Below are 21,577 nucleotides of genomic sequence, written 5' to 3'. Positions count from 1 at the left end.
CATGACTCCGGTGACCGCGAAACAATCTGTTCGAAGGGAGTGGATGCAATGAAAAACATAGTGGCACGGACTCTGGTGTTGGGTATGGTGTTCCTGATGCTGGGCGGTTTGGCCGGTCAGGCCGCAGCCTGCGTGGGCAAGACTCTGACCCTGGGCACCACGGCTGATCCACAGCAGACCCTGCTGGCGGAAATTGTGGCCCTGCTGATCAGCGAGCGCACAGGAACTGCGGTGACTATCGAGCAGTTCGAGTCTCCGGCCGCGATCCACGATGCGCAGATGCGGGCCAATGTCGATATCACAATCGGCTACACGGCCCTTGGGCAGCTTGAAATTCTCGGCGGCGATCCCATCGAAGATCCCGCAGACCTTTTCCAGGCGGTTAAATCCCGTTTCAGCCAGGATATGAACCTGATCTGGCTTGAGCCCTTTGGTTTTGACCGGCAGGTGCAAAGCGCCGCTCTGGTTTCCGATCAGGCCGCTCCGGTGGTCCGGCGGGATACCCTGCGCAGATTTCCGGCCTTGGCACGGTTGATCGGGCGCCTCGGGGGCACCATCGATGAGGCTACTCTCGCCGCCCTGGAACAAAAATCCCGGGATCAGGCGGCGCGGGATGTGGCGCGCACCTTTTTGCGGGAAAATCGCCTGATTTAAGCAAGGAGTTGGTTATGACCCGACTGGACCGACGACGTTTTGTGCGCCGGAGCCTGCACGGGGCGATTGCCGCCGCAACCCTTGGCAGCTTTCCGGTGCTCGACCTGCTGGCGCTGCCCGCCCGCGCCGACACCGGCCGCGTGGCTGTGGCGGTGCGCAAGGGACAGGATATCGAGGCCCTGGTGGCTGAAACCCTGGCAGCCCTGGGCGGCATGGAAAAATTCGTCGGGCGCGGCGAAAGCGTCATCGTCAAACCCAATATCGGCTGGGATCGCAGCCCGGAAACCGCGGCCAATACCAATCCGCTGGTCGTCAAAGCGGTGGTCGAGCACTGCCTGGAAGCCGGCGCGCGCAGCGTGCAGGTGTTTGACCGCAGCGCCAACGACGCGCGCCGCTGCTATGTGAACAGCGGTATCGAAGAGGCGGTGACGGCCATTAGGTCCGACCGGGTGCGCGTCGAGCACATGGACCGCCGCGCTTATCGGGATATCGCCATCCAGAAGGGCGTTGAACTCACCAACTGGCCTTTTTATGTGCCCGCCATTGAGGCTGATCGCTTCATCAACCTCCCCATTGCCAAGCATCATGGCTTGTCTACCCTCACTCTCGGTCTCAAGAACATCATGGGCGTCATCGGCGGCAATCGCGGCGTGCTGCATCGCCGCTTGTCCGAGTCGCTGGCCGACATCAATACCGTGGTGCATTCAGATTTGACCCTTATCGATGCGGTGCGGATTCTCGTGGCCAATGGCCCGCAGGGCGGACGGCTCGAAGATGTGCGCGTGACCGACACCTTAATTGCCTCGGCGGATATCGTCGCTGCGGATGCCGCGGCCTGCAGTCTCTTCGGTCATGACCCGACCGACATTGAAATGATTGTCGAGGCTGCCCGGCGCGGTCTCGGAACCATGGATCCTGAAAGGATCGAGCGGGTTTGAAAGTCAGTTGGAGATACCTGCGCATCGCCGTCCAACTCTTGTGTCTGGGCGGCTTTGTTTTGCTGTTTGTTCTGACCGAATATCGCGGCAAGGACCAACTGGCCTATCCCGTAAGTCTGCTGTTTCGCATCGACCCCCTGGCGGCTTTGGCCGATGCTCTGGCTCCCGGTTCCTTCGGTTGGAGCCTGTTGTGGCCGGCGTTGCTGGTGGTGCTGCTGACCTTCGTGCTGGGGCGCTTTTTCTGCGGCTGGATCTGCCCCCTGGGCACCACCCTCGACGGTCTCGGCCGGGTGGTGGGGCGTGGTCGCGGGCCGGTATCCGCAGGGTGGCGCCGCTGCAAGTATTATCTGCTCATCTTTCTGGTGGCCGCCGGATTCTTCGGCCTGCAGCTCTTTGGTCTGTTTGATCCCCTCGCCATTTTTCTGCGCACCCTGACCCTGAGCCTGTACCCCGCCTGGAATCTGATCGCCAACGGTGTCTTTGACAGGCTCTATCAAAATCCGGTGCCCTTCGTTTCGCCCCTGGCCGACCGGATTTATCCCTTTGTCGACACTTATCTGCTCTCCTTTCATCCGCCGGCTTTCACCCTGGCCGTACTGACCCTGCTGGTCTTTTTCGCCATCATCGCTCTGGAAAAAATCGAGCGCCGCTTCTGGTGCAAAAATCTTTGTCCCCTGGGGGCGTTGTTCGGTCTGTGCGCGCGCCATGCCCTGCTACGTCGCGAGCCTGTTGCGCCCTGCGCCGACTGCAGCGCCTGTTTGCAGCAATGCCGCAGCGGCGCCGTGACCGATGCCGGACACCGGGGCGGAGAATGCCTAGTCTGTCTGGATTGCGAAGGGTTTTGTCCCCAGGGTCGGGTGCGCTGGGCCTGGGGTCGCCCCCGCGCCGGGCGCGGGGTGAATCTCTCGCGGCGCGGCCTGCTGACCTCTCTGGCTGCCGGGATGGTGCTGGCTCCGGTGGCTGGGGTGACGCCGGCGGTGTGGCAGCGCCATTCTTATCTGCTGCGCCCGCCCGGAGCGGTGGCCGAGAAAGAGTTTCAGCAGCGCTGCATTCGCTGCGGCGAATGTATGAAAGTGTGTATCGGCGGCGCGCTGCATCCGGCGCTGCTCGATGCCGGACCCACCGGGCTGTGGACGCCGGTGCTGGTGCCGCGCATCGGCTACTGCGAGTATAACTGTACGCTGTGCGGGCAGGTGTGTCCCACCGGCGCCATCCGCCCCTTGAGCCTTGAAGAAAAACACAAAACGGTGATCGGCATCGCCGTGTTCGATAAAAACCGCTGTATTCCCTTTGCCCGCGGCGAAGAGTGCCTGGTGTGCGAGGAACATTGTCCCACCGGAGAAAAAGCCATTGTCTTTGACGTGCGCCCGGTACAGGTGGGGGATGAAGAACGTCTGGTCAAATTACCACGCGTGGTGCGCAGACTCTGCATCGGCTGTGGTATCTGCGAAACCCGCTGTCCCGTAGAAGGCATCAGTCCCGTGCGCGTCACCAACGAAGGCGAAAGCCGTCGCCCCTTTGATCCCTGGGCCTGAGCCCTCCCCTTGCATTTCCAGTAAATTGCGATAACTTCACAAAGTGCTCTCTCATCTTTTCCCGGAGGATTTGTCATGGATCTGGTGCGCGTTCTGATCGCCGTGTTATTGCCGCCCCTCGCGGTCTTTCTGCAGGTGGGGATCGGCAAGCATTTCTGGCTCAATATTGTGCTGACCCTGCTGGGGTATGTTCCCGGGCTGGTGCATGCCGTGTGGATCATCGCCAAGAAATGACCGGAAGCTCTAACTTGGGGAGGTCAAGATGGACAAGGAAAAAAAAGAAGCTTATCGCAGGAAGATCGAAGCGCAGCTCGAGGAGTGGAATGCCGAATTCGATGTTCTCAAAGCCCGCGCGAAAAAGGCCGGCGCGGAAAGCCAGATGAAGTTTGATCAGCAGATTGAAGAACTCAAGAAACGGCGCGAAAATGTTCGGGAACGCCTCAAAGAACTGCAGAAAAGCAGCGATGAAGCCTGGCACAAGATGCGCGACGGCATCGACAAGGCGGTCGCAGAACTCAAGAGTGCCTGGGATAAAGCCAAAGAGCGCTTCTGAGAGCGTTTATGTCTATGCTGAAGCTTGGGTTGCTCTTGTTTCTGTGTCTTGTGCTATCGCCGGTCGAGGCGGCGCGCGCCGAACGGCCCGCTGAGATTGTCATCGATGATTTCGAGGATGGGCTGAGTCCGCACTGGGAAGAAAAATCCTTCCACGGGCATACCGAATACCAGGTGGTGGCCGAGGGAGACGGCCACTGCCTGCGCGCTGTAAGCCGGGCCGCTGCTTCCGGGCTGATTTACCGCAAAAGCTATTCCCTCCATGACTATCCCTATCTGAGCTGGCGTTGGCGCGTTAACAATATCCTGACCCGAGGCGATGCGCGCCGCAAGGACGGCGATGACTACGCCGCGCGCGTCTATGTCGTCTTTCCCCACTGGCTGCCGTTTCGCACACGTTCCATCAATTACATCTGGGCCAATCGGCTGGAGCGCGGCGAATTCGTGCCTAATCCCTTTTTTTCACGGGCGGTGATGCTGGCCGTGCAGAGCGGGGAAGTAAATGTCGGAAAGTGGCAGAGCGAGAAACGCAACGTGCTGGAGGACTATCGGATGATTTTTGGTGAGGAACCGCCAAAGGTCGGTGCCCTTGCCATCATGACCGACACCGATAATACGCTCGAAGAGGCGAGCGCCTGTTATGACGATCTGCGCATATCCGCGCAGTAGGGGATGGTTTACAGCTCGTTCATGTTTCTGATGCAATTACGGCCCTCGTTTTTGGCTTTGTAAAGGGCATCGTCGGCCATGCGGATCAAGTCGTCCACTGAATTGATGTCGGGATGGGGGGCGCAGGCCACCCCCAGGCTGACCGTCAATTTTTCACCGGCCATTGGGCCCGCGAATTTTAACTCGCTGGCCGAGGCGCGCAGACGCTCGGCAACGTGCAGAGCACGGTCCAGTTCGGTCTCGGGCAGCACCAGGGCGAACTCTTCCCCGCCATAGCGCGCGGCCAGATCGTACTCGCGCAAATGGCTGCGCAACAGATCGGCCATGTCTATCAGGATTTCGTCGCCGACCTGATGGCCGTAGGTATCGTTGATTTTTTTAAAATGGTCGATGTCGACCATGACCAAAGCGAAGGGGGTTCCCGCGCGGTCGCTGCGCTTGAATTCGCGGGCCAGGGTGTCCATCAGGTGGCGACGGTTGGACAGACGGGTCAGGGGGTCGGTGTTGGAAAGCTCCAACAGCAACTGGTTGCTTTCCTTGAGGCTGTCCTGCAGGGATTTGATCTTGAGCTGAACCTTGACACGCGCCACCAGTTCGCCCGGATCAAAGGGTTTGGTCACGTAATCACTGGCGCCCAGTTCGAGTCCGCGAATTTTGTCCTCGCGGTTTTCCTTGCCGGTGAGCATGATGACCGGAATGTCGCGTAACTCCTCACGAGTTTTGACCATGGCAAGAAATTTGAAGCCATCAATGCCAGGCATGTCCACATCGCAAAGCACCACATCCACCGGTTGGGCGAGGATTTTCTTGAAACCCTCCAAGCCGTCACCCGCCTCATGAAACTTTTGAAACAGGGCGGTCTGCTGGAGGATTTCCAGAATGTGCTGACGACCGACTTTCGAGTCATCAATGACAAGTAGGGTACTTTCCATACCTAATATTTAGACCTTAAAATTAATTTGTTTAAATTTTAAGTGAGTTGTGAATTTTTGTAAAGAAAAAACGTAAGTGTTCAGCCCGTACCCCAGGGCACGATCAGGCAGTGTTGCTGAGTCACTACGAAAAAACAACAAGGATGTGTACGCCTTGTATGGCTTGAAAGTTTTTTACCATTTTAAAAAAAAGGGCGCTAGGGTTGCTTTTTCCTCCCGAAAATTTTACGGAAAATAAAACATGACGAGGTCGCCATGAGCAGCAAAAGCTTTGCCTATGCCGTGGTCGGCGGGGGGATCGTCGGGCTGGCGACGGCCTGGCGTCTGTTGCTGGAGGGGGCTGATTCGGTCGTGGTCCTGGAAAAAGAACCCCGCCTGGCGATGCACCAGACCGGTCATAACAGCGGCGTGATTCACAGCGGCCTGTATTATCGCCCCGGCTCGCTCAAGGCCCTCAATTGCACCCGCGGGCGCGAGGAACTTTACCGGTTCTGCGCGGAGCATGAGGTCCCCCATGAGCGCTGCGGCAAACTGGTGGTGGCAGGCTGCGAGGAAGAGTTGCCCCGTCTGGACGAATTGCAGCGCCGCGCTGCGGCCAATGGGCTGGAAGGCATCCAGCGGCTGGCGAAAGAGGATTTGGGCGCCTATGAGCCCCAGGTTCGCGGAGTCGGAGCACTGCACGTGCCCCAAACGGGTATCGTTGACTTTGTGCAGGTCGCGCAAACTCTGGCAAGACTGATCCGCCGGCGCGGCGGCGAGGTCCGCACAGGGTGGGAAGTGCGAAAGATCGCGGCCCAAGGAAAGGAATACGAACTCAGCGGCCCGGCCGGGCGTCTGCGCTGCGGCTATCTCATCAACTGCGCGGGACTGTTCAGTGATCGCCTGGCGCGGCAGTGCGGGGTCGCTCCAGATTTGTCCATTCTTCCCTTTCGCGGGGAATATTTCTGCTTAAAGCCCAAGGCCGCCGGTTTGGTGCGCCATCTCATCTATCCGGTGCCCGATCCGGCACTGCCCTTTCTGGGTGTGCATCTGACCCGCATGATGGACGGGCGGGTCGAAGCCGGACCCAATGCTGTTCTGGCCTGGAAGCGCGAAGGCTATGGGCGCACCAGTTTCAACTTCCGGGACGCACTGGAAATCCTCGCATTTAAGGGGTTCTGGCGGCTGGTTCCGCAGTTCTGGCGGTTGGGCCTGCGTGAATATCGCCGCTCATTCAGCCGCCGTTTGTTTCTTGCCGATCTGCAACGGCTGGTGCCTGCGCTGCAATTAGAGCACCTCGGTGCGCGCGGATCCGGGGTGCGCGCCCAGGCCGTCGCGCCGACGGGGCAATTGATTGACGATTTCCGCATCCTCGCCGCGCCGGGCATGATGCATGTGCTCAACGCGCCCTCGCCCGCGGCTACTGCCTCTTTGGCTATCGGCGCGAGTATCGTGGCGCGTCTCAGGGCAGAGGGTTCCTGACGCACGAAAAAAGCCCGGCACGCGGCCGGGCTTCGAGATTCGCAAAGCTGAGCCGCGCGACTTGGCTCAGGTGCTCAGTCGACGACCGCCGCACTTTTTGAATTCGGCGGCAGCATGGCGCAGCATGCGCTCGGTGGTTTCCCAGTCGACGCATTTGTCGGTGATGGATTGGCCATATTTGAGTTCCGCCAGGGTTTTGGCGATGGGCTGGTTGCCGGAGCAGATGTTGCTCTCGACCATCAGTGCGCAAATGGAGCGGTTGCCTGCCGCGATCTGCCCGATGACATTGATCAGCACCTCTTCCTGTCGTTCGTGGTTTTTGTAGCTGTTGGCGTGGCTGCAATCCACCATGATCGAATTCTCAAGCCCTGCCTTAATCAGCATCTTTTCTGTTTTGGCGATATCTTCCGGAAAATAGTTGGGTTTGTCGTTGCCACCGCGCAACACGATATGCACGTCCGGATTGCCCAGCGTCTGAACGATGGCGCTGCGCCCCTCGTTGTTGATGCCGAGAAAGCTGTGGGGATGCAGCGCCGCTCCGATGGCGTCGATGGCGATTTGCAGATTGCCGTCGGTGCCGTTTTTAAAACCGACCGGGAAGGACAATCCGCTGGCCATTTCCCGATGGGTCTGGGATTCTGTGGTGCGCGCGCCGATGGCGCCCCAACTGACCGTGTCGGCCAGATAGTGAGGTGTGATGGGGTCAAGCATTTCGCCCGCTATGGGCAGACCCAGTTCGGTAATGGTGCACAGCAGCCCGCGGGCAACGCCCAGTCCCTTGGAAATCTGGTGGGTGCCGTTGAGGTCGGGATCATTGATCAGCCCCTTCCAGCCGATGGTGGTGCGCGGCTTTTCAAAATAGACCCGCATGACCAAAAACAGATCGTCGGCTAGTTCACGGTGGAGGCGCGCGAGGCGTTCGGCGTAGTCCAGAGCCGCGCGGGGATCGTGAATGGAACAGGGACCAACCACCACCATCAGGCGTGGATCACGGTGCTTGATGATGTCCACCACCTGCTTGCGAAACTGGGTGACGTATTGCGCGCCGCGTTCCGAGAGGGGAAAAACCTGTTTGAGATCCGAGGGTGAAACGATGGGTGTGAGCGCTTTGACTTTCAGATTGTTGGTGCGATACATGGTGAACGTCCCCCTTTTCGACAGTAGGTGCGCACCCCCGACTGGGTTGCTCCCAGCTCCGCAGTACGGTGAATAGGGCACTTTACGCGAAGAATCGCGCCTCTGTCAAACTGGCATTTGCGGCGGGAGAATCCTTCCCCGCCCTGTGGACAAAGCCCAAAGGGGGAATGTGGGGTTGGGGGGAGGGTCTTAGCTGCCGAGGTTTTGCATCTCGCGTTCGATCTTGTCGCTGTCGCCGCTGTTGAGCTCCATCAGGCGCAGGAGGTGCGCAAAGCTCTCCGGGTCCGCTTCCACGAATTTCAAGCCGAGGGTTTCGCCTTCCTGGTGAACGATCAGGGCGCGAAAGTCCAGGGTGAGATGGTCGGCGAGCCGCAGAAGAAAGCGGCAAGGGGTCTCGCGGTTGAGACTTTTGGAGAGGGGCAGGCTGACCTTGGCGCCTTTGAGGGAGAGGTCGAGAAGGTGCGCGGCGACCTCCTGTCCCTCGATTTCCAGAGTAACGGAGCTGCCGAAGGGAATGCGGCCGAAACGTCTTTTCTCTTCCATGTGAAATGTCTCCTGACAGGGCCCGGATGCCCCGGCTGAGTGGTCAATCAATCTGGCTTTGCGCCATGAATAAATCGGTTTGCGCGACAAATGCCGCGAACCCGGGGGGCAGTTGTTCGCACAAACGGGATACGCCAATCCGGTCCTCGTCGTTCAGCGCCGCTTCGATGTCCGTGGCGAGTTGCTTGATTGCCAGCGCCTCCACATTGGCAGATGCACCCTTGATGGCGTGAGCCTGGCGCCGCAATTGCTCCATTTTGCCTTGCGCGAGGCAGTTTTGCAACTCCCGGATCAGCCCGGGAAAGCTGTCGCGAAAGGTTTGGATCAGTTCGCAGCAAAAATCCCTGTCACCCTCAAGGCGCTGCAGCAGGGTCGCTGCATCAAAAGCGGCCGACGGTGAAGGAACCACGGGCTGTTCCGCAGGCTCTGGGGTTTGCCTGTCGGCGCGCAGGTGATGGAAAATGATGCGGGCCAGTGCCCCCGGGTCGACGGGTTTGGCGAGATAGTCGTCCATGCCTGCACGCAGACAGTTTTCACGGTCACCAGTCAGGGCGTGAGCGGTCATGGCGACGATGGGGGTGTGGCCGCCGCGCTCCTGTTCGATTTCGCGAATCCGCACGGTGGCGGCGATGCCGTCGAGTTCGGGCATCTGCACGTCCATCAGGATCAGGTCGTAGGGCAAATTCTGCCAGGCGATGAGTGCTTCGCGTCCGTTGGCGACCGTGTCGGCCCGCAGCCCCAGGTTTTGCAATATTTTTACGGCCACTTTCTGGTTGACGGGATTGTCCTCGGCGACCAGCAGGCGATAGGGGCGCTCGGCGTCGGATGTCGATGGGACTCCTGAAGCCGTTTGGTCTGAGCCGGTGTTCAGGGCTGCAGGTCGGCCATCCACGCCCTCAAGCAACTGACGCAGGCGCGAGAGCCGCACTGGCTTGCGCAGGTAAGCCGCGCTCCCGGCCGCAACAAGCGGCGGGCTTGAATCAGCAGCGTCTCTTTCCACCACGAAGATCAATGAGGTATTGACCAGCTCAGGATGCAGGCGGATGGCTTGCGCCGTGGGCTCAGCCTGGTCTCCGAGAGTGTCAAGGTCGGCGAGTAACAGATGAAAGGGGTCGCCCGCCGCCGCGGCGTGCAAAAGCTTCTCCTGGGCCAGCTCCGGCGCTCCGATCTCGCCGCAACGGCAACCACACTGGCGGATGCTATCCCTGAGCGCCTGGCGGGTCAAGGGGTTGCGATCCAATACCAGCACCCGTCGCTGCGACAAAGTGCTGGAAGCGGCCGCGTTGTTATCCGCCTGATCCGGAACTCTCTGAAAGGAGGCCGTGAACCAGAACGTGGAGCCCTCTCCGGGGGTGCTCTCGACGCCGATTTCACCCTTCATCAGGGCAACCAACTGGCGCGATATGACAAGGCCCAGGCCGCTGCCGCCATATCTGCGGGTGGTGGAGGGGTCGACTTGGCTGAATGCCTGAAAGAGCTTGTCCCGGGCCTGCTCATTGATGCCGGGGCCCGTGTCGGTCACGGTGAAAAGAACTTTGACCTGTTCGGCGGATTCACTCTGGGGGATGGCCCGAATCATCACGTCGCCCGTGGCGGTAAATTTAAGCGCGTTGCCGACAAGATTGGCGAGCACCTGCCGCAGGCGCCCGGCGTCGCCCAGCAGCCACTGGGGTACATCATGATGAATCATGCTGGAAAAGCCCAGGCTCTTTTCGGCCGCTGTCATGGAGAGCATGTCCATGACGTCTTCGACCGCCTGGCGCGGGTTGAACCTGTTGGCTTCGAGTTCAAGCTTTCCGGCCTCGATTTTGGAAAAATCAAGGATGTCGTTGACGACAGTGAGCAGTGCTTCGCTCGAGATGCGCACGGTTTCGGCGAAATCGCGCTGCTCGTCATCCAGCGGCGTATCGAGCAGCAGACCGCTCATGCCGATGACGGCATTGAGCGGCGTGCGGATTTCATGGCTCATGTTGGCCAGGAACGCACTCTTGGCCAAGGAGGCCGCATCCGCTACCTCCTTGGCCTGGCGCAATTGCGCTTCGCTGCATTTGCGATGCGTGATGTCGCGCCCAACCCAGACCACCGCCTGGGATTCGCCTCCGCCGAGAGGGGTTGCGCGCCCTTCGAACCACCAGGTTGTCCCACCGCTTTCCACGGCGTACTCGAGTACCTGAACGGCGCCGGAGGCAAGCACCGCAGCGATGGTTGCCAGGAAATCGGTAATGAGGTCCGGGGGGAAAACGTCGCCAAGATGTCGTCCGCCCGATAACATCTGCAGGGGCGCGATGGGATCGGCTCCGGAAGAAATGACTTCCAGGCACAGGCCCTTGGCGTCGATGACCCAGACGCAGTCGGGCAATGTCCGAATCACGGCCTGGATCCGTTCTTCACGTTCCCGCAGCAGCCTCTGCGTCGCCGCGAGTCGATTTTCGACGAGGATCTGGCCGACCGTTCGCCTGACCACCCGCGGCAACTGCGCAAGAAGTTGTTCATCTTTGACCAGGTAATCGCGTGCGCCCAGCTTCATCATCTTGACCGCGGTGCGTTCGTCGCCCTGGCCGGTCATGATGACGAAGGGGATTTTCAGTCCCTGGCGATCAAGGGCCCGGACCAGTTCGGCCGCGGACATATCGCCGAGTTGAAAATCAAGAAGCAGCAATTCCGGAGCCTGGGCGCGGCACCCGTTCAGGGCCTCGCTTCCTGAGAAAGCCTGATAAACGCGGTAACCGTCCTGACGCAGGCGCTCGGCGATAAGGCGCGAGACGCTCGGCGAATCTTCGACGACCAGAATTCCGGGGTGGGCATCCGTAGTTGCCGGGACATTTTCCTCGTGACTTTGGGCCATGGAGGGTCGGCTTCTCTCTGCCTGAGCAAACTAAAACAAAAGTCTTAAGTATAGCGAAAAATAATTAGGAAAACCTTATTCTGATTTCTGGCCGGCGTCAAGTAAAATTCAGACCGACAGAGCGGGGAAATCGCAGGTTGTCAAGCAGAAGCAAGTTGGCGGATAGTGAAAGCTCAGAAGATGGCTGCTGTTCAAATTACAAGGGAGGCACGCATGAACCACAGCGAACGTTTGTTGGAAATCTATCGAGACAAGGTCGGTACCGAAATCGGCGTCGGACCCTGGCTGCGCATTGATCAGGAGCGCATCGACCGCTTTGCCGAGATCACCGGCGACCTGCAGTGGATCCATGTCGATCCGCGCCGCGCCGCGCAGGAGTCGCCCCTCGGCGCGACCATCGCCCACGGTTTTCTGACCTTGTCGCTGCTGCCCCTGCTCACCGGCAGCAACCGGCCCGAGTATTTCGCCGAGCACTATCCCGGGATGAGACGCCGCCTCAATTACGGCCTGAACCGTGTGCGGTTTCCCGCGCCGGTTCGCTCCGGCGCCCGCATCCGCGCACGCACTCGGGTTGAGCAGGCGCGCCAGGCCGGCGAGGGGGTCGAGGTGGTCTATCTATTCACCATCGAAGTCGAAGGCCAGGAAAAACCGGCGTGTCTCGCCGAACAGATCTTTCGTCTTTATCCCTGAGAGGCTCAGGGCACGAGGGTTGAAATTAAAGAAAATTAGCAATGTGTTTGACGAAATTTAAGGAAATGGGTATAAAGAAAGTTCTTGTTTTTTTCGGTAATCATCGGGCCAAGGACCAGGGTTTCCCGGCACCGCGGGTTGTTTGTCGGCCATCGGTGTTTCTGGAAAAGAAATGAATTCATGAAGGTTCGCATCATCATCTCCCTGTCACTGCTTTTTCTAGTTTATATGTTCGGCATTCTTGTATCTATCAACAATGCCAACAAAACCACCGCCGCCTTGAACCATCTGCTCAATCTGCATAAGGTCGAAGAATTGCGCAGTTCGCTGGTACAGCGCGTCATGCGTGTCAACTTCGACCTGTACACCGTGCATACCCCCTATTCCGCGGGGCTCGACAGGATCGTGGACAACGTAGAGAGCCTCGATGAACTGGCCCGCAACTGCAACAGCTGTCACCATGCCCCGGCCACGGTCGCGGATCTGAATTATATAGTCGGCTTAATCGACGAATTCAAAACTGCCTTGAGTTTTTACATTACCACTTCGGCGGATCACGAGCGGATGGAGCGGCTCAAGCTTGAGGCTTCCCAGGTCGGCGATGTCTTGCTTGCCCAGGCTCAGGTTATGGCGCAGGAGGCTTCTCGCGGAGTCGCGCGGATCTCGGCCAAGGCCTTTGTCGATATCGAGCGTTCAAAAAACACTCTTTTTGCCCTGGTTTTTTCGGCCGGCCTTTTCGGGCTGCTGATCGCGGTGCATCTGGCACGCTCGATCACGCGCCCGACCCGCGACCTGGTCGCGGCCACCCGGCGGATTACCGACGGTGAATTCGGCTATACTATCCCGCGCGTCTATCGGGAAGAATTCGGCCAACTGGCCGGTCAATTCAACGCCATGAGCACGTCGCTGAAAAACAGCTACGCCAAGCTGGAGGCCGAAATCGCCGAACGCCGACAGGCAGAAAAAGCCCTGCGGGACAGCGAGGAGCGCTACGCCCTGGCCGCGCGCGGGGCCAACGACGGGTTATGGGACTGGGATCTGGCTGCCGGTACCATTTATTTTTCCGCGCGTTGGAATGCCATGCTCGGCTATGCGGAGCAGGGTCTCGGCAGTGATCCCCAGGCCTGGTTTGCGCTGGTGCATCCCGACGATCGCCAGGGACTGGAAGCCAAAATCGCTTTCCACCTCGACGGCACCTTGCCGCATGTCGAGAATGAGCAGCGTCTGCGGCACCGCGACGGAACCTGGCGCTGGATGCTGACCCGCGGGATCGCGGTCAGGGACGAAGAGGGGCGGCCTTACCGCATGGCCGGTTCACAGACCGACATTACCGAGCGCAAAAAGACTGAAGAGCAACTGGTGCACGATGCCTTCCATGATGCCTTGACCGAACTGCCCAACCGCGCCTTGTTCGCCAACCGCGTCGAACATGCCATTCAGGCTGCCGAGCGGCGCAAAGGCTTTCTTTTTGCCGTGCTGTTTCTGGATCTCGACCGGTTCAAATCTATCAATGACAGCCTCGGTCATTTCATGGGCGACCAACTGCTCATCGCCGTAGGACGACGGCTGGGCGAGTACCTTCGCCCGAGCGACACGGTGGCGCGCCTGGGCGGCGACGAGTTCGCCATTCTGCTTGAGGATATTCACGACGGCGACGAGGCGGTCGCCGTCGCCCGCCGCATCCAGAAGGATCTGCCGCAAGCCATAGAGATCGGTGGCCACGAGGTGTTCACCAGCGCCAGCATCGGCATCGCCTTGAGTTCACGAGGTTATGCCCAGCCTGATCAGATGCTGCGCGATGCCGACCTGGCCATGTACCATGCCAAGTCACGGGGCAAGGCGCGCTATGAGATTTTCGACACCTCCATGCACGATCATGCCCTGGAGCATCTGCAGCTGGAAAATGATCTGCGGCGCGGCGTCGAGCGGCGCGAGTTCCGTCTCTGCTATCAGCCCGTTATCGAACTGGCGGGCGAGCGTCTGACCGGCTTCGAGGCTCTGATCCGTTGGCACCATCCGAGCCGCGGGGTGATCCTGCCCACGCAATTTATTCCCCTGGCCGAAGAGACCGGACTGCTGCCCCCCATCGGGCGCTGGGTGTTGCGCGAAGCCTGCCGGAGTTTTGCCCATTGGCGCCGGCTCGGCGATGGTGACCAGGCGCTGGCGGTCAGCGTCAATCTTGCAAGCTGTGAGTTTACTCCTGCTCTCGTTGTTTATATCCGTGGATTGCTTGAAGAGTTCGACTTGCCTGCGGATGCCCTGCGACTCGAGATCACCGAGCGCACCATCATGGGCGATCCGGAGTCGGCGGCCGCCTTGCTCGCCGAGTTGAAGGACCTGGGCGTGGGCCTGCAGATCGATGATTTCGGCACCGGCTACTCGTCCCTGGGCTACCTGCCGCACTTTCCTATTGATACGCTGAAAATCGATCGCTCTTTTGTCGCCGGGATCGACGGCAACAAGGAGAATTTTGAAATTGTTCGCACCATTATCGCCCTGGCCAAAAACCTGGATCTGCGCGTGGTCGGCGAAGGGGTCGAGAGCCAGGGAGAGCTGCAAACCCTCAGGGAACTGAACTGCGGTTTCGTGCAGGGAAAAATCTATTATCCGGCCCTGGATGCCGCGGCGGCCGAAGCACTGATCCTTGCCGTCCAGGGCAAAATCTCAAGGAGCAACTGATGCGCGTTTCGACAGGGAAGAAAATGATTCTGGCAACGCTTTTGTTTCTTGCCTTTCAGTCGCCGGTCGGCGCGCAGAGCGAGGTGCGCGAACTGACCATCGGCCTGCTGCCCGAGATGAATGTCTTCCGGCAAATGGCGCGGTTTCGGCCGTTGGGTGAATATCTCACGCAAGAGACCGGTCTCGCAATTCATTTCACCATCCTCAGCCGCTACGGCAATCTGGTCGAGTCATTTGAGCGCGACGCTATGGATGGGGCCTTTTTCGGGTCCTTTACCGGGGCCCTGGCCATCGAGCAGTTGGGCGTGGTGCCCCTGGCACGGCCGGTCAACCTGGACGGCGAATCGACCTATCACGGTCTCATTTACACGCGCAAGGACAGTGGTATTCGGGACGTCGCCGACATGCGGGGCAAAAGATTTGCCTTTGTCGAAAAAGCCACGACCGCAGGCTATGTTTACCCCCTGGCCTATCTCCAGGAACGTGGCGTCGATGACATTGGCAGCTATTTCGCGGAATATTTCTTTGCCGGAAGCCATGATGCCACGATCTATGCGGTGCTCGAGGGCAAGGCGGATCTGGGGGCCTCGAAAAACTCGGTGTTTGACTGGGTGAGTTCAAGGGATCCGCGCATCGCCGAAGAGATCGAGGTTCTGGCCTTTTCAGGCAAAGTGCCGTCCAACGGCTTGTGCGTTCGCGCGGACCTGGACACAGAGGTCAAGGACCGCCTTAAGCAAGCGCTGCTGAATCTGCATGAGACGTCCGAGGGGCGCGAGGTTCTGGAAAAATTTCACGCGCTGCGTTTCATTGAAACCGCAGTGGATGATTATCAGCCGGTATTTCACTGGGCCGAGCGGGCGGGGATCGATCTCAAACACTATCAGTATGTGAACCAATGATCAGTATGTGAGCCAGTGAGCCCTTGATTCGCGCCGGAAACGTTCTTGTTGTCGCTTCCTGTTTCTGCTAATCTGCTGATTTTCTGCGATTGCATCCGAATTTCGTCCAGGGAGCGTCTTTGAACCTGTTTTCTCATGTGAATGCCGGATCCGCCACCGATGCGCGTAAAGTGGGAACCTTTCTCGGAGTCTTCACGCCCACCATTTTGACAATTCTCGGCGTCATCATGTACCTGCGCTTCGGCTGGGTCGTGGGTAACGTCGGGCTGGCCAAAACCCTTCTCATTGTTTTTCTCGCCAACGGCATCACTCTGATCACCACCCTTTCGCTTTCGGCGGTAGCGACCAATACCCGGGTCGGCGTGGGGGGCGCTTATTACATCATTTCGCGCAGCCTGGGGCTGGAGATCGGCGCGGCCATCGGCCTGCCCCTGTTTCTCTGCCAAGTGGTTTCCGTCACGCTTTATGCCTATGGTTTTGCCGAATCTCTGCGGATCGTCTGGCCCGGGATTCCGGTTTCCGCCGTTGCGTTTCTGGTGATTCTCGCCGTGGGCGCACTGGCTGCGCGTGGTGTCAGTTTTGCCCTCAAGGCCCAGTTGCCGGTGATGGCGTTCATCGGACTGTCGCTTTTGGCCCTGTTTCTGGGCGTTGTTTTCGGCGGTGCGATCGGCGCAGAGGTGCCCGAGGCGACCTTCATTCCGGAGAAGGTCCCTTTCTGGACGGTCTTCGCCGTGTTTTTCCCCGCGGTGACCGGCATCATGGCGGGTTTGAGTCTTTCCGGAGACTTGCGCGATCCGAAAAAATCCATCCCTCTGGGTGCCCTTGCGGCGGTTTGTACCGGCCTTGTCATCTATCTGCTGGTGCCGGTGCTGCTTTCCATGGGGGCCGATCCTGCGACTCTGCGTGAAGATTCCCTGGTCTGGACCCGTATTGCCGCCCTTGGTCCCTGGCTGGTGCTGCCGGGTCTTTGGGGGGCGATCTTTTCGTCCGCGGTCGGCTCGGCCCTGGCCGGCCCACGGACACTTCAGGCGTTGGCCATGGACGGACTGGCACCACGCTGGCTGGCGTCGGGGACGGAGCCCCGTGGCGCCTTGGTGCTGACCATCAGCATCGCCTTGGTGGCGGTGCTGTTGGGGGATCTCAACACCGTCGCCCTGGTCGTTACGATGTTTTTTCTCACCGTGTACGGCACCATCAATCTGGTCGCGGCCCTCGAAGGGCTTTCGGGCAATCCGTCCTGGCGACCCACGCTCCGGGTTCACTGGGCGGTGCCGCTGACGGGCGCCTTGGGTTGTTTTTCCGCCATGCTGTTGATTCATGCTCCGGCGGGCATTGCTGCGCTGCTGATTGAGCTGATCCTTTACATTTTTCTTGCGCGCCGTGAGCGCAAAGCTGATTGGGGCGATGTGCGGCGCGATGTCTACGAAGCGCTCATTCGCTGGGCGCTGATCCGGCTTTCCCGGCGCCCTATGACGGCGCGCAACTGGCGCCCGCATCTGCTGGTGTTCGTCGGTCGGGTGGAGCAGCGTCTTGATCTGGTGCGATTCGGAAGTTGGTTCGGAGAGAACCGTGGGGTCCTGACGGTGTGTGAATTGGTGCCCGGGGAGTTGCTTAACCTCGATTTTGACCCCCCGCGACGGCAAAAAGAAATCGACGCCGTTCTGCGTCGCGAAGGCCTGGTAGCTTTCGGGCAGGTGAGTGTGGTAGAGAGTGTGGAGAAAGGCGTCGTGGCAGTGGCTCAGGCCAACGGCATCGCCGGCATCGAGAGCAACACGGTGATGCTGGGTTGGCCCGACGATCCGCAGCGGCTGGTGTATTTTCTGCGGGTCATCCGCAAGCTGCATCGTCTCAATCAGTCATTTATCCTCGGCAAGATCAAGCCCCTGCCCCCTGGTCGCGAAGGGCGTCGACGCACGGTGCATGTGTGGTGGGGAGGTTTGCAGCAGAACGGTGACCTGATGCTGTTGCTGGCCTATCTGCTGACGCGTAATCCCGAGTGGCGCGGGGCCCGCATCCGCATCATGAGCCTCGCCTCCAACCAGCTGGCCAAAGAGCAGACCGAGCGCATTCTGCGCGGCCTGATACCGGAAATCCGGATCGAAGCCGATATCGATGTTAAGATCAAGGAAGAGGGCTTCAAGGTGCATGAGGCGATTCATGCCGAAAGCGCCACGGCTGACGTCGTGATTCTCGGTTTGGGTACGCCGGTCCCCGGAGAAGAGGAGCGCTACGCGCAACGCCTGGGTGAATTGGCCGAGGGCTTGCCGACGTGTTTTTTTGTTAACAACGGCAGTCTTTTCATCGGTGAGCTCGTTACGACCACCGAAGGGGCCGCCTCGGCGCGTCCGGTCGCGCAGACCCGGCGCGGCCCGGGCTGGGGCAGGGGGGCCGCGCCGCGACCTGAGCACACCGCTCCCGATTGAGAGTTCGGTGTGAACCGCACCAAGGCAAATTGTCAGGACACCAACCCACAAGGAGTTTTTATGATGAGCGACGCAGTGAGCAAATTCGTGTTGAAGCGCGACCAGGCCGTACTGGTGGTGGTCGATGTGCAGGAGCGGCTGGTGCCGGCCATGGACCAGAATCAATACGCCGAGGTTTTGAAAAATATCGATTTCCTCCTCAAAAGCATTCGCCTGCTGGAACTGCCGGTGGTCGGCAGCGAACAGTACCCGCGTGGCATTGGCCACATGGTGCCGGAACTGGCCGACGCCTGCCGCGACAAGGTCATCGAGAAGCTCAGCTTCGGCTGCTGCGGCGAACCCTCATTTGTGGAACATATGAAATCCCTGGGACGCCGCCAGGTGATCGTTGTCGGCATGGAAGCCCATGTGTGCGTTTATCAGACGGTACTCGGACTGTTGCAGGAAGGCTTTGAGGTGCATCTGGTGCGCGACGCCGTCATGTCGCGCGGCGAGGTTGATTATCTCAACGCCCTGGAATTGGCCCGTGCTGCCGGCGCGGTGGTCACCACCGCCGAAACGGCCGTGTTTCAAATGGTCAAAGTTTCTAACGACCCGCAATTCAAGGCGATTTCCGCCATGGTCAAAGCGCGCGCGGCGGGCAAATAGCAACCGCAGGAGTCAGCTGTTCAGCATGCACCGCGGCACTCAAGCGCCACGCGCGGTGATGGGATGTTGCAGCTGAATCCTTGCCAGGAGGAGCATCCATGGTCGAGCCGCTCGGCACTCAAAAGGCACGGCACCCGAGTCGCCGGATTCATGTGGGCGGGGTGGCGGTAGGTGGCGGTGCTCCGGTGTCGGTACAGTCCATGACCAAAACTGACACCCGCGACAGCGCGGCGACTCTGGCGCAGATCGAGCGCCTGGCGGTCGCCGGGTGTGAAATTGTGCGCTGCGCGGTGCCCGATGAAGAAGCTGCGGCCGCACTTGGGGCGATTTGCGCGAACAGTTCGCTGCCGCTGATCGCAGACATCCACTTCGATCATCGCCTGGCCCTTCGCGCTCTTGACGCCGGAGTCGATGGTCTGCGGCTCAACCCCGGCAACATCGGCGCGCGCTGGAAAGTCGAAGAAGTGGTGCGCGCCTGCCGCGAGCGCGCGGTGCCCATTCGCATCGGGGTCAATGGGGGCTCCCTGGAAAGGGAACTCCTGGAGCGCTACGGCCATCCCACTCCTGCGGCCATGGTGGAAAGTGCCCTGGGGCATATCCGCCTGCTTGAGGATTTGGGCTTTGACGCCATCAAGGTCAGCCTTAAGGCTTCGGACATCCGCCGGACCGTTGAGGCCTATCGCCTGCTCGCCAGGCAGGTGGATTATCCCCTGCACATCGGCATCACTGAGGCCGGCACCACCTGGAGCGGTACCGTCAAAAGCGCCGTCGGGTTGGGTGTATTGCTGTATGAGGGGCTGGGCGACACCCTGCGTGTATCTCTCACCGGCGATCCGGTGGAGGAGGTGCGGGTCGGCTGGGAAATTCTCAAGAGCCTCGGCTTGCGCGAGCGCGGCCCGGTTTTCGTCAGTTGCCCCACCTGTGGGCGCTGCCAGGTCGATCTGATTGCCGTTGCCGAAGAAGTCGAGCGGCGCCTGCATGATTTGCCCCAGACCCTCACCGTTGCGGTCATGGGCTGCGTGGTCAACGGCCCCGGCGAAGCGCGCGAGGCCGATGTCGGCCTGGCCGGCGGCAAGGGTCAGGCGCTGCTGTTTCGCAAAGGCGAGGTGGTGCGCAAGGTGGCCGAAAGCGAGATGGTCGAAGCCCTCATTGCCGAAGTTCACGCCCTGCTCAACGAACAAGGCCGGCAGGATCACTGATCCCGCCGGCCGTCAGTTGTCAGTTGTCAGTTGTGTAAGCGCCCCTTGCACGTCTCTCGTCCCTCGTCACCGCCACTTATCACCCCTGCCACTCATCGGGATCGAACAGCGCCTCCACCGTCTTCTTGCCCGGCGGAACCATGGGAAAGCTGTAGCAGTCGGGGTCGATGTCGATATCGACGACGACCGGCCCCTCGATTTCCATGGCCTTGTTCAGCGCGTGTACCAACTCTTCCCTGCGTGTCACCTTGAAAGCGGCGACCTGAAAGCCGCGCGCCACCATGCAGAAATCCACATGGCCGCCCAGATCGGTCGCCGCGTAGCGCTTTTTCAGGAACACGCGCTGAAACTGACGGACCATCCCGAGCTTGCCGTTGTTGAGGATGATGACTTTGACGGGGATATTGTACTGGGAACAGGTCGCCAGCTCCTGCACGTTCATCTGAAAGGCGCCGTCGCCGTTGATGGCGAACACCGCGCGGCCGGGATTGCCCACCGCCGCGCCCATGGCCGCGGGCAGAGCGTAGCCCATGGTGCCCAGGCCGCCGCTGGTGATGTAGTGGCGGGGTTCATGAAACTGAAAGAAGTTGGCCGTCCACATCTGTGACAGACCCACATCGGAGGCCACAACCGGGGTGTCACCGGCAATGGCGCGCAGGGCTTCCATGATTTCGTGGGGCATCAGCGATTCGCTCTGTGGGCGGGGCAGGGGGGCTTCTACTTTCCAGGTTGCGATCTGTTCCAGCCACGCGGAGCGATCCTTGCTCTCCACCAGATCAAGCAGCTTGCTCATGGCTTCGCCGGCATCGCCGACGATGGGCAGATGCACCTGAACGGTCTTGCGGATGCTGGCCGGATCGATGTCGACCTGGATGATGCGGGCGTTGGGCGCAAAGCCGTCGATGCGTCCGGTGACGCGGTCATCGAAGCGCGCGCCGATGGCGATCAGGCAGTCGCACTCATGCACCGCCTTGTTGGCGTACCAGGCGCCGTACATGCCCAGCATGCCCACGGACAGGGCCGAGGCGGCATCCATGACGCCGAGGCCCATGAGGGTGTGGGTGACGGGCAATTGACCCTTGTCGGCCAAGGCGCGCAGTTGGTCCTGAGAGTTGGACAGCACGATGCCGCCGCCGGCATAGATCAGGGGGCGCTTGGCCTTGTTGATGAGGGCGGCGGCCGCCTTGAGCTGCTTGATGTTGAGGGTGGGCATTTCCTGGTAGCCGCGGCGGCCGACCGTTTCGGGAATCTCACCGGAATGACGGGCCGCGAGGATGTCGCTGGGGAGGTCGATGAGCACCGGGCCGGGGCGGCGCGTACGCGCCACATGGAAAGCCTCGCGCACGATGCGGGCAAGATCCTTGACGTCCGTCACCACGTAATTGTGCTTGGTGATGGGGCGCGTAATGCCCGTCATGTCGGCTTCCTGAAAAGCGTCGTTGCCGATGTCGGCGGTGGTGACCTGGCAGGTCAAGGCGACCATGGGCACCGAATCCATGTAGGCGGTGGCGATGCCGGTGACCAAGTTGGTGGCGCCGGGCCCCGAGGTGGTTAGACACACCCCGACCTTGCCCGTGGTGCGCGCGTAACCGTCGGCGGCATGGGCCGCGCCCTGTTCATGGCGCACCAGAATGTGGCCGATGTCGGGCTCATCCATGAGGGTGTCGTGCAGTAGCAGGGTGCGGGCGCCGGGGTAGCCGAAGATGACGTCCACCCCTTCTTTTTTCAGGCACTCAACGAGAATTTGGGCTCCGGTTTTCATGGAAATTAAGT

The 21,577-nt window shown here is 60.2% G+C and carries 18 protein-coding genes; 13 read left to right on the top strand and 5 right to left on the bottom strand.

The window, feature by feature from the left end:
• Nucleotides 1–48 precede the first annotated feature (48 nt).
• The 6 genes from GFER_RS15660 (at nucleotide 49) to GFER_RS15635 (ending at nucleotide 4,348) form a co-directional block, all read left to right on the top strand.
• Nucleotides 49–654 carry a glycine betaine ABC transporter substrate-binding protein gene (locus tag GFER_RS15660; RefSeq protein ID WP_040100915.1) on the top strand — a complete coding sequence of 202 codons (606 nt, stop codon included), beginning with the start codon at nucleotides 49–51 and terminating at the stop codon, nucleotides 652–654.
• A gap of 14 nt (nucleotides 655–668) precedes the next feature.
• A complete protein-coding gene (locus GFER_RS15655) occupies nucleotides 669–1,592 on the top strand; it encodes a DUF362 domain-containing protein (RefSeq protein ID WP_139171936.1) in 924 nt (307 codons plus the stop codon).
• Nucleotides 1,589–3,127 (top strand): 4Fe-4S binding protein, encoded by a 1,539-nt coding sequence (locus GFER_RS15650; protein ID WP_040100913.1) that lies wholly within the window; start codon nucleotides 1,589–1,591, stop codon nucleotides 3,125–3,127. The genes GFER_RS15655 and GFER_RS15650 overlap by 4 nt, the downstream gene beginning before the upstream one ends.
• Before the next feature lie 75 nt (nucleotides 3,128–3,202).
• Entirely contained in the window at nucleotides 3,203–3,361 is a 159-nt protein-coding gene (locus GFER_RS18375; RefSeq protein ID WP_040100911.1) for a YqaE/Pmp3 family membrane protein, read from the top strand.
• A 28-nt stretch (nucleotides 3,362–3,389) separates the two neighbouring features.
• Nucleotides 3,390–3,680, top strand: a complete 291-nt coding sequence (locus tag GFER_RS15640; RefSeq protein ID WP_040100910.1) for a sll1863 family stress response protein — start codon at nucleotides 3,390–3,392, stop codon at nucleotides 3,678–3,680.
• Nucleotides 3,681–3,688: 8 nt separating this feature from the next.
• Nucleotides 3,689–4,348 carry a DUF3047 domain-containing protein gene (locus tag GFER_RS15635; protein WP_074669447.1) on the top strand — a complete coding sequence of 220 codons (660 nt, stop codon included), beginning with the start codon at nucleotides 3,689–3,691 and terminating at the stop codon, nucleotides 4,346–4,348.
• An 8-nt stretch (nucleotides 4,349–4,356) separates the two neighbouring features.
• Here GFER_RS15635 and GFER_RS15630 read toward each other — a convergent pair whose 3' ends face one another.
• Nucleotides 4,357–5,280, bottom strand: a complete 924-nt coding sequence (locus tag GFER_RS15630; protein ID WP_040100907.1) for a diguanylate cyclase — start codon at nucleotides 5,278–5,280, stop codon at nucleotides 4,357–4,359.
• 255 nt (nucleotides 5,281–5,535) lie between these two features.
• On the opposite strand from GFER_RS15630, the gene lhgO reads away from it, so the two are divergent.
• On the top strand, nucleotides 5,536–6,741 hold the full coding sequence (lhgO, locus tag GFER_RS15625) for an L-2-hydroxyglutarate oxidase (protein ID WP_040100906.1): 1,206 nt from the start codon (nucleotides 5,536–5,538) through the stop codon (nucleotides 6,739–6,741).
• A 66-nt stretch (nucleotides 6,742–6,807) separates the two neighbouring features.
• Here the strand turns inward: lhgO and GFER_RS15620 are convergent, their stop codons facing one another.
• The 3 genes from GFER_RS15620 to GFER_RS15610 all read right to left on the bottom strand — a co-directional run bounded on the left by GFER_RS15620 (nucleotide 6,808) and on the right by GFER_RS15610 (nucleotide 11,266).
• Nucleotides 6,808–7,878: a 3-deoxy-7-phosphoheptulonate synthase gene (locus tag GFER_RS15620; RefSeq protein ID WP_040100905.1), complete on the bottom strand. Its 1,071-nt coding sequence runs from the start codon at nucleotides 7,876–7,878 to the stop codon at nucleotides 6,808–6,810.
• 189 nt (nucleotides 7,879–8,067) lie between these two features.
• A complete protein-coding gene (locus GFER_RS15615; RefSeq protein ID WP_052446497.1) occupies nucleotides 8,068–8,421 on the bottom strand; it encodes a PilZ domain-containing protein in 354 nt (117 codons plus the stop codon).
• Between the two features lie 43 nt (nucleotides 8,422–8,464).
• Entirely contained in the window at nucleotides 8,465–11,266 is a 2,802-nt protein-coding gene (locus tag GFER_RS15610) for a hybrid sensor histidine kinase/response regulator (RefSeq protein ID WP_052446496.1), read from the bottom strand.
• 213 nt (nucleotides 11,267–11,479) lie between these two features.
• Here GFER_RS15610 and GFER_RS15605 point away from each other — a divergent pair, with 213 nt between their 5' ends.
• From GFER_RS15605 to ispG, 6 genes are all read left to right on the top strand, one after another.
• Complete coding sequence (locus GFER_RS15605) at nucleotides 11,480–11,956, top strand: MaoC family dehydratase (RefSeq protein WP_040100904.1); 477 nt, start codon at nucleotides 11,480–11,482, stop codon at nucleotides 11,954–11,956.
• Nucleotides 11,957–12,136: 180 nt separating this feature from the next.
• Nucleotides 12,137–14,635 carry an EAL domain-containing protein gene (locus tag GFER_RS15600; RefSeq protein ID WP_052446495.1) on the top strand — a complete coding sequence of 833 codons (2,499 nt, stop codon included), beginning with the start codon at nucleotides 12,137–12,139 and terminating at the stop codon, nucleotides 14,633–14,635.
• A complete protein-coding gene (locus GFER_RS15595) occupies nucleotides 14,635–15,534 on the top strand; it encodes a phosphate/phosphite/phosphonate ABC transporter substrate-binding protein (protein WP_040100903.1) in 900 nt (299 codons plus the stop codon). The genes GFER_RS15600 and GFER_RS15595 overlap by 1 nt, the downstream gene beginning before the upstream one ends.
• Nucleotides 15,535–15,653: 119 nt before the next feature.
• On the top strand, nucleotides 15,654–17,957 hold the full coding sequence (locus GFER_RS15590; protein WP_052446494.1) for an APC family permease: 2,304 nt from the start codon (nucleotides 15,654–15,656) through the stop codon (nucleotides 17,955–17,957).
• A gap of 60 nt (nucleotides 17,958–18,017) precedes the next feature.
• Nucleotides 18,018–18,605 (top strand): isochorismatase family protein, encoded by a 588-nt coding sequence (locus GFER_RS15585; RefSeq protein ID WP_082048128.1) that lies wholly within the window; start codon nucleotides 18,018–18,020, stop codon nucleotides 18,603–18,605.
• 98 nt (nucleotides 18,606–18,703) lie between these two features.
• On the top strand, nucleotides 18,704–19,804 hold the full coding sequence (gene ispG, locus GFER_RS15580; RefSeq protein WP_040100901.1) for a flavodoxin-dependent (E)-4-hydroxy-3-methylbut-2-enyl-diphosphate synthase: 1,101 nt from the start codon (nucleotides 18,704–18,706) through the stop codon (nucleotides 19,802–19,804).
• Between the two features lie 79 nt (nucleotides 19,805–19,883).
• On the opposite strand, the gene ilvB is transcribed toward ispG, so the two are convergent.
• A complete protein-coding gene (ilvB, locus tag GFER_RS15575; RefSeq protein ID WP_040100900.1) occupies nucleotides 19,884–21,566 on the bottom strand; it encodes a biosynthetic-type acetolactate synthase large subunit in 1,683 nt (560 codons plus the stop codon).
• Nucleotides 21,567–21,577 lie beyond the last annotated feature (11 nt).

This window comes from Geoalkalibacter ferrihydriticus DSM 17813 (genome assembly GCF_000820505.1).
In the GTDB taxonomy this organism is placed as follows: domain Bacteria; phylum Desulfobacterota; class Desulfuromonadia; order Desulfuromonadales; family Geoalkalibacteraceae; genus Geoalkalibacter; species Geoalkalibacter ferrihydriticus.
This window is presented reverse-complemented; position numbering and strand designations above follow the sequence as displayed.

Bases quoted from the DNA above. Each gene is read 5' to 3' on its own strand.
- GFER_RS15600 (WP_052446495.1), top strand. From the start codon at position 12,137: ATGAAGGTTCGCATCATCATCTCCCTGTCACTGCTTTTTCTAGTTTAT.
- GFER_RS18375 (WP_040100911.1), top strand. From the start codon at position 3,203: ATGGATCTGGTGCGCGTTCTGATCGCCGTGTTATTGCCGCCCCTCGCG.
- GFER_RS15605 (WP_040100904.1), top strand. From the start codon at position 11,480: ATGAACCACAGCGAACGTTTGTTGGAAATCTATCGAGACAAGGTCGGT.
- GFER_RS15585 (WP_082048128.1), top strand. From the start codon at position 18,018: ATGATGAGCGACGCAGTGAGCAAATTCGTGTTGAAGCGCGACCAGGCC.
- GFER_RS15630 (WP_040100907.1), bottom strand. From the start codon at position 5,280: ATGGAAAGTACCCTACTTGTCATTGATGACTCGAAAGTCGGTCGTCAG.
- GFER_RS15660 (WP_040100915.1), top strand. From the start codon at position 49: ATGAAAAACATAGTGGCACGGACTCTGGTGTTGGGTATGGTGTTCCTG.
- lhgO (WP_040100906.1), top strand. From the start codon at position 5,536: ATGAGCAGCAAAAGCTTTGCCTATGCCGTGGTCGGCGGGGGGATCGTC.
- GFER_RS15635 (WP_074669447.1), top strand. From the start codon at position 3,689: ATGTCTATGCTGAAGCTTGGGTTGCTCTTGTTTCTGTGTCTTGTGCTA.
- ilvB (WP_040100900.1), bottom strand. From the start codon at position 21,566: ATGAAAACCGGAGCCCAAATTCTCGTTGAGTGCCTGAAAAAAGAAGGG.
- GFER_RS15595 (WP_040100903.1), top strand. From the start codon at position 14,635: ATGCGCGTTTCGACAGGGAAGAAAATGATTCTGGCAACGCTTTTGTTT.
- GFER_RS15655 (WP_139171936.1), top strand. From the start codon at position 669: ATGACCCGACTGGACCGACGACGTTTTGTGCGCCGGAGCCTGCACGGG.
- ispG (WP_040100901.1), top strand. From the start codon at position 18,704: ATGGTCGAGCCGCTCGGCACTCAAAAGGCACGGCACCCGAGTCGCCGG.
- GFER_RS15620 (WP_040100905.1), bottom strand. From the start codon at position 7,878: ATGTATCGCACCAACAATCTGAAAGTCAAAGCGCTCACACCCATCGTT.
- GFER_RS15640 (WP_040100910.1), top strand. From the start codon at position 3,390: ATGGACAAGGAAAAAAAAGAAGCTTATCGCAGGAAGATCGAAGCGCAG.
- GFER_RS15615 (WP_052446497.1), bottom strand. From the start codon at position 8,421: ATGGAAGAGAAAAGACGTTTCGGCCGCATTCCCTTCGGCAGCTCCGTT.
- GFER_RS15610 (WP_052446496.1), bottom strand. From the start codon at position 11,266: ATGGCCCAAAGTCACGAGGAAAATGTCCCGGCAACTACGGATGCCCAC.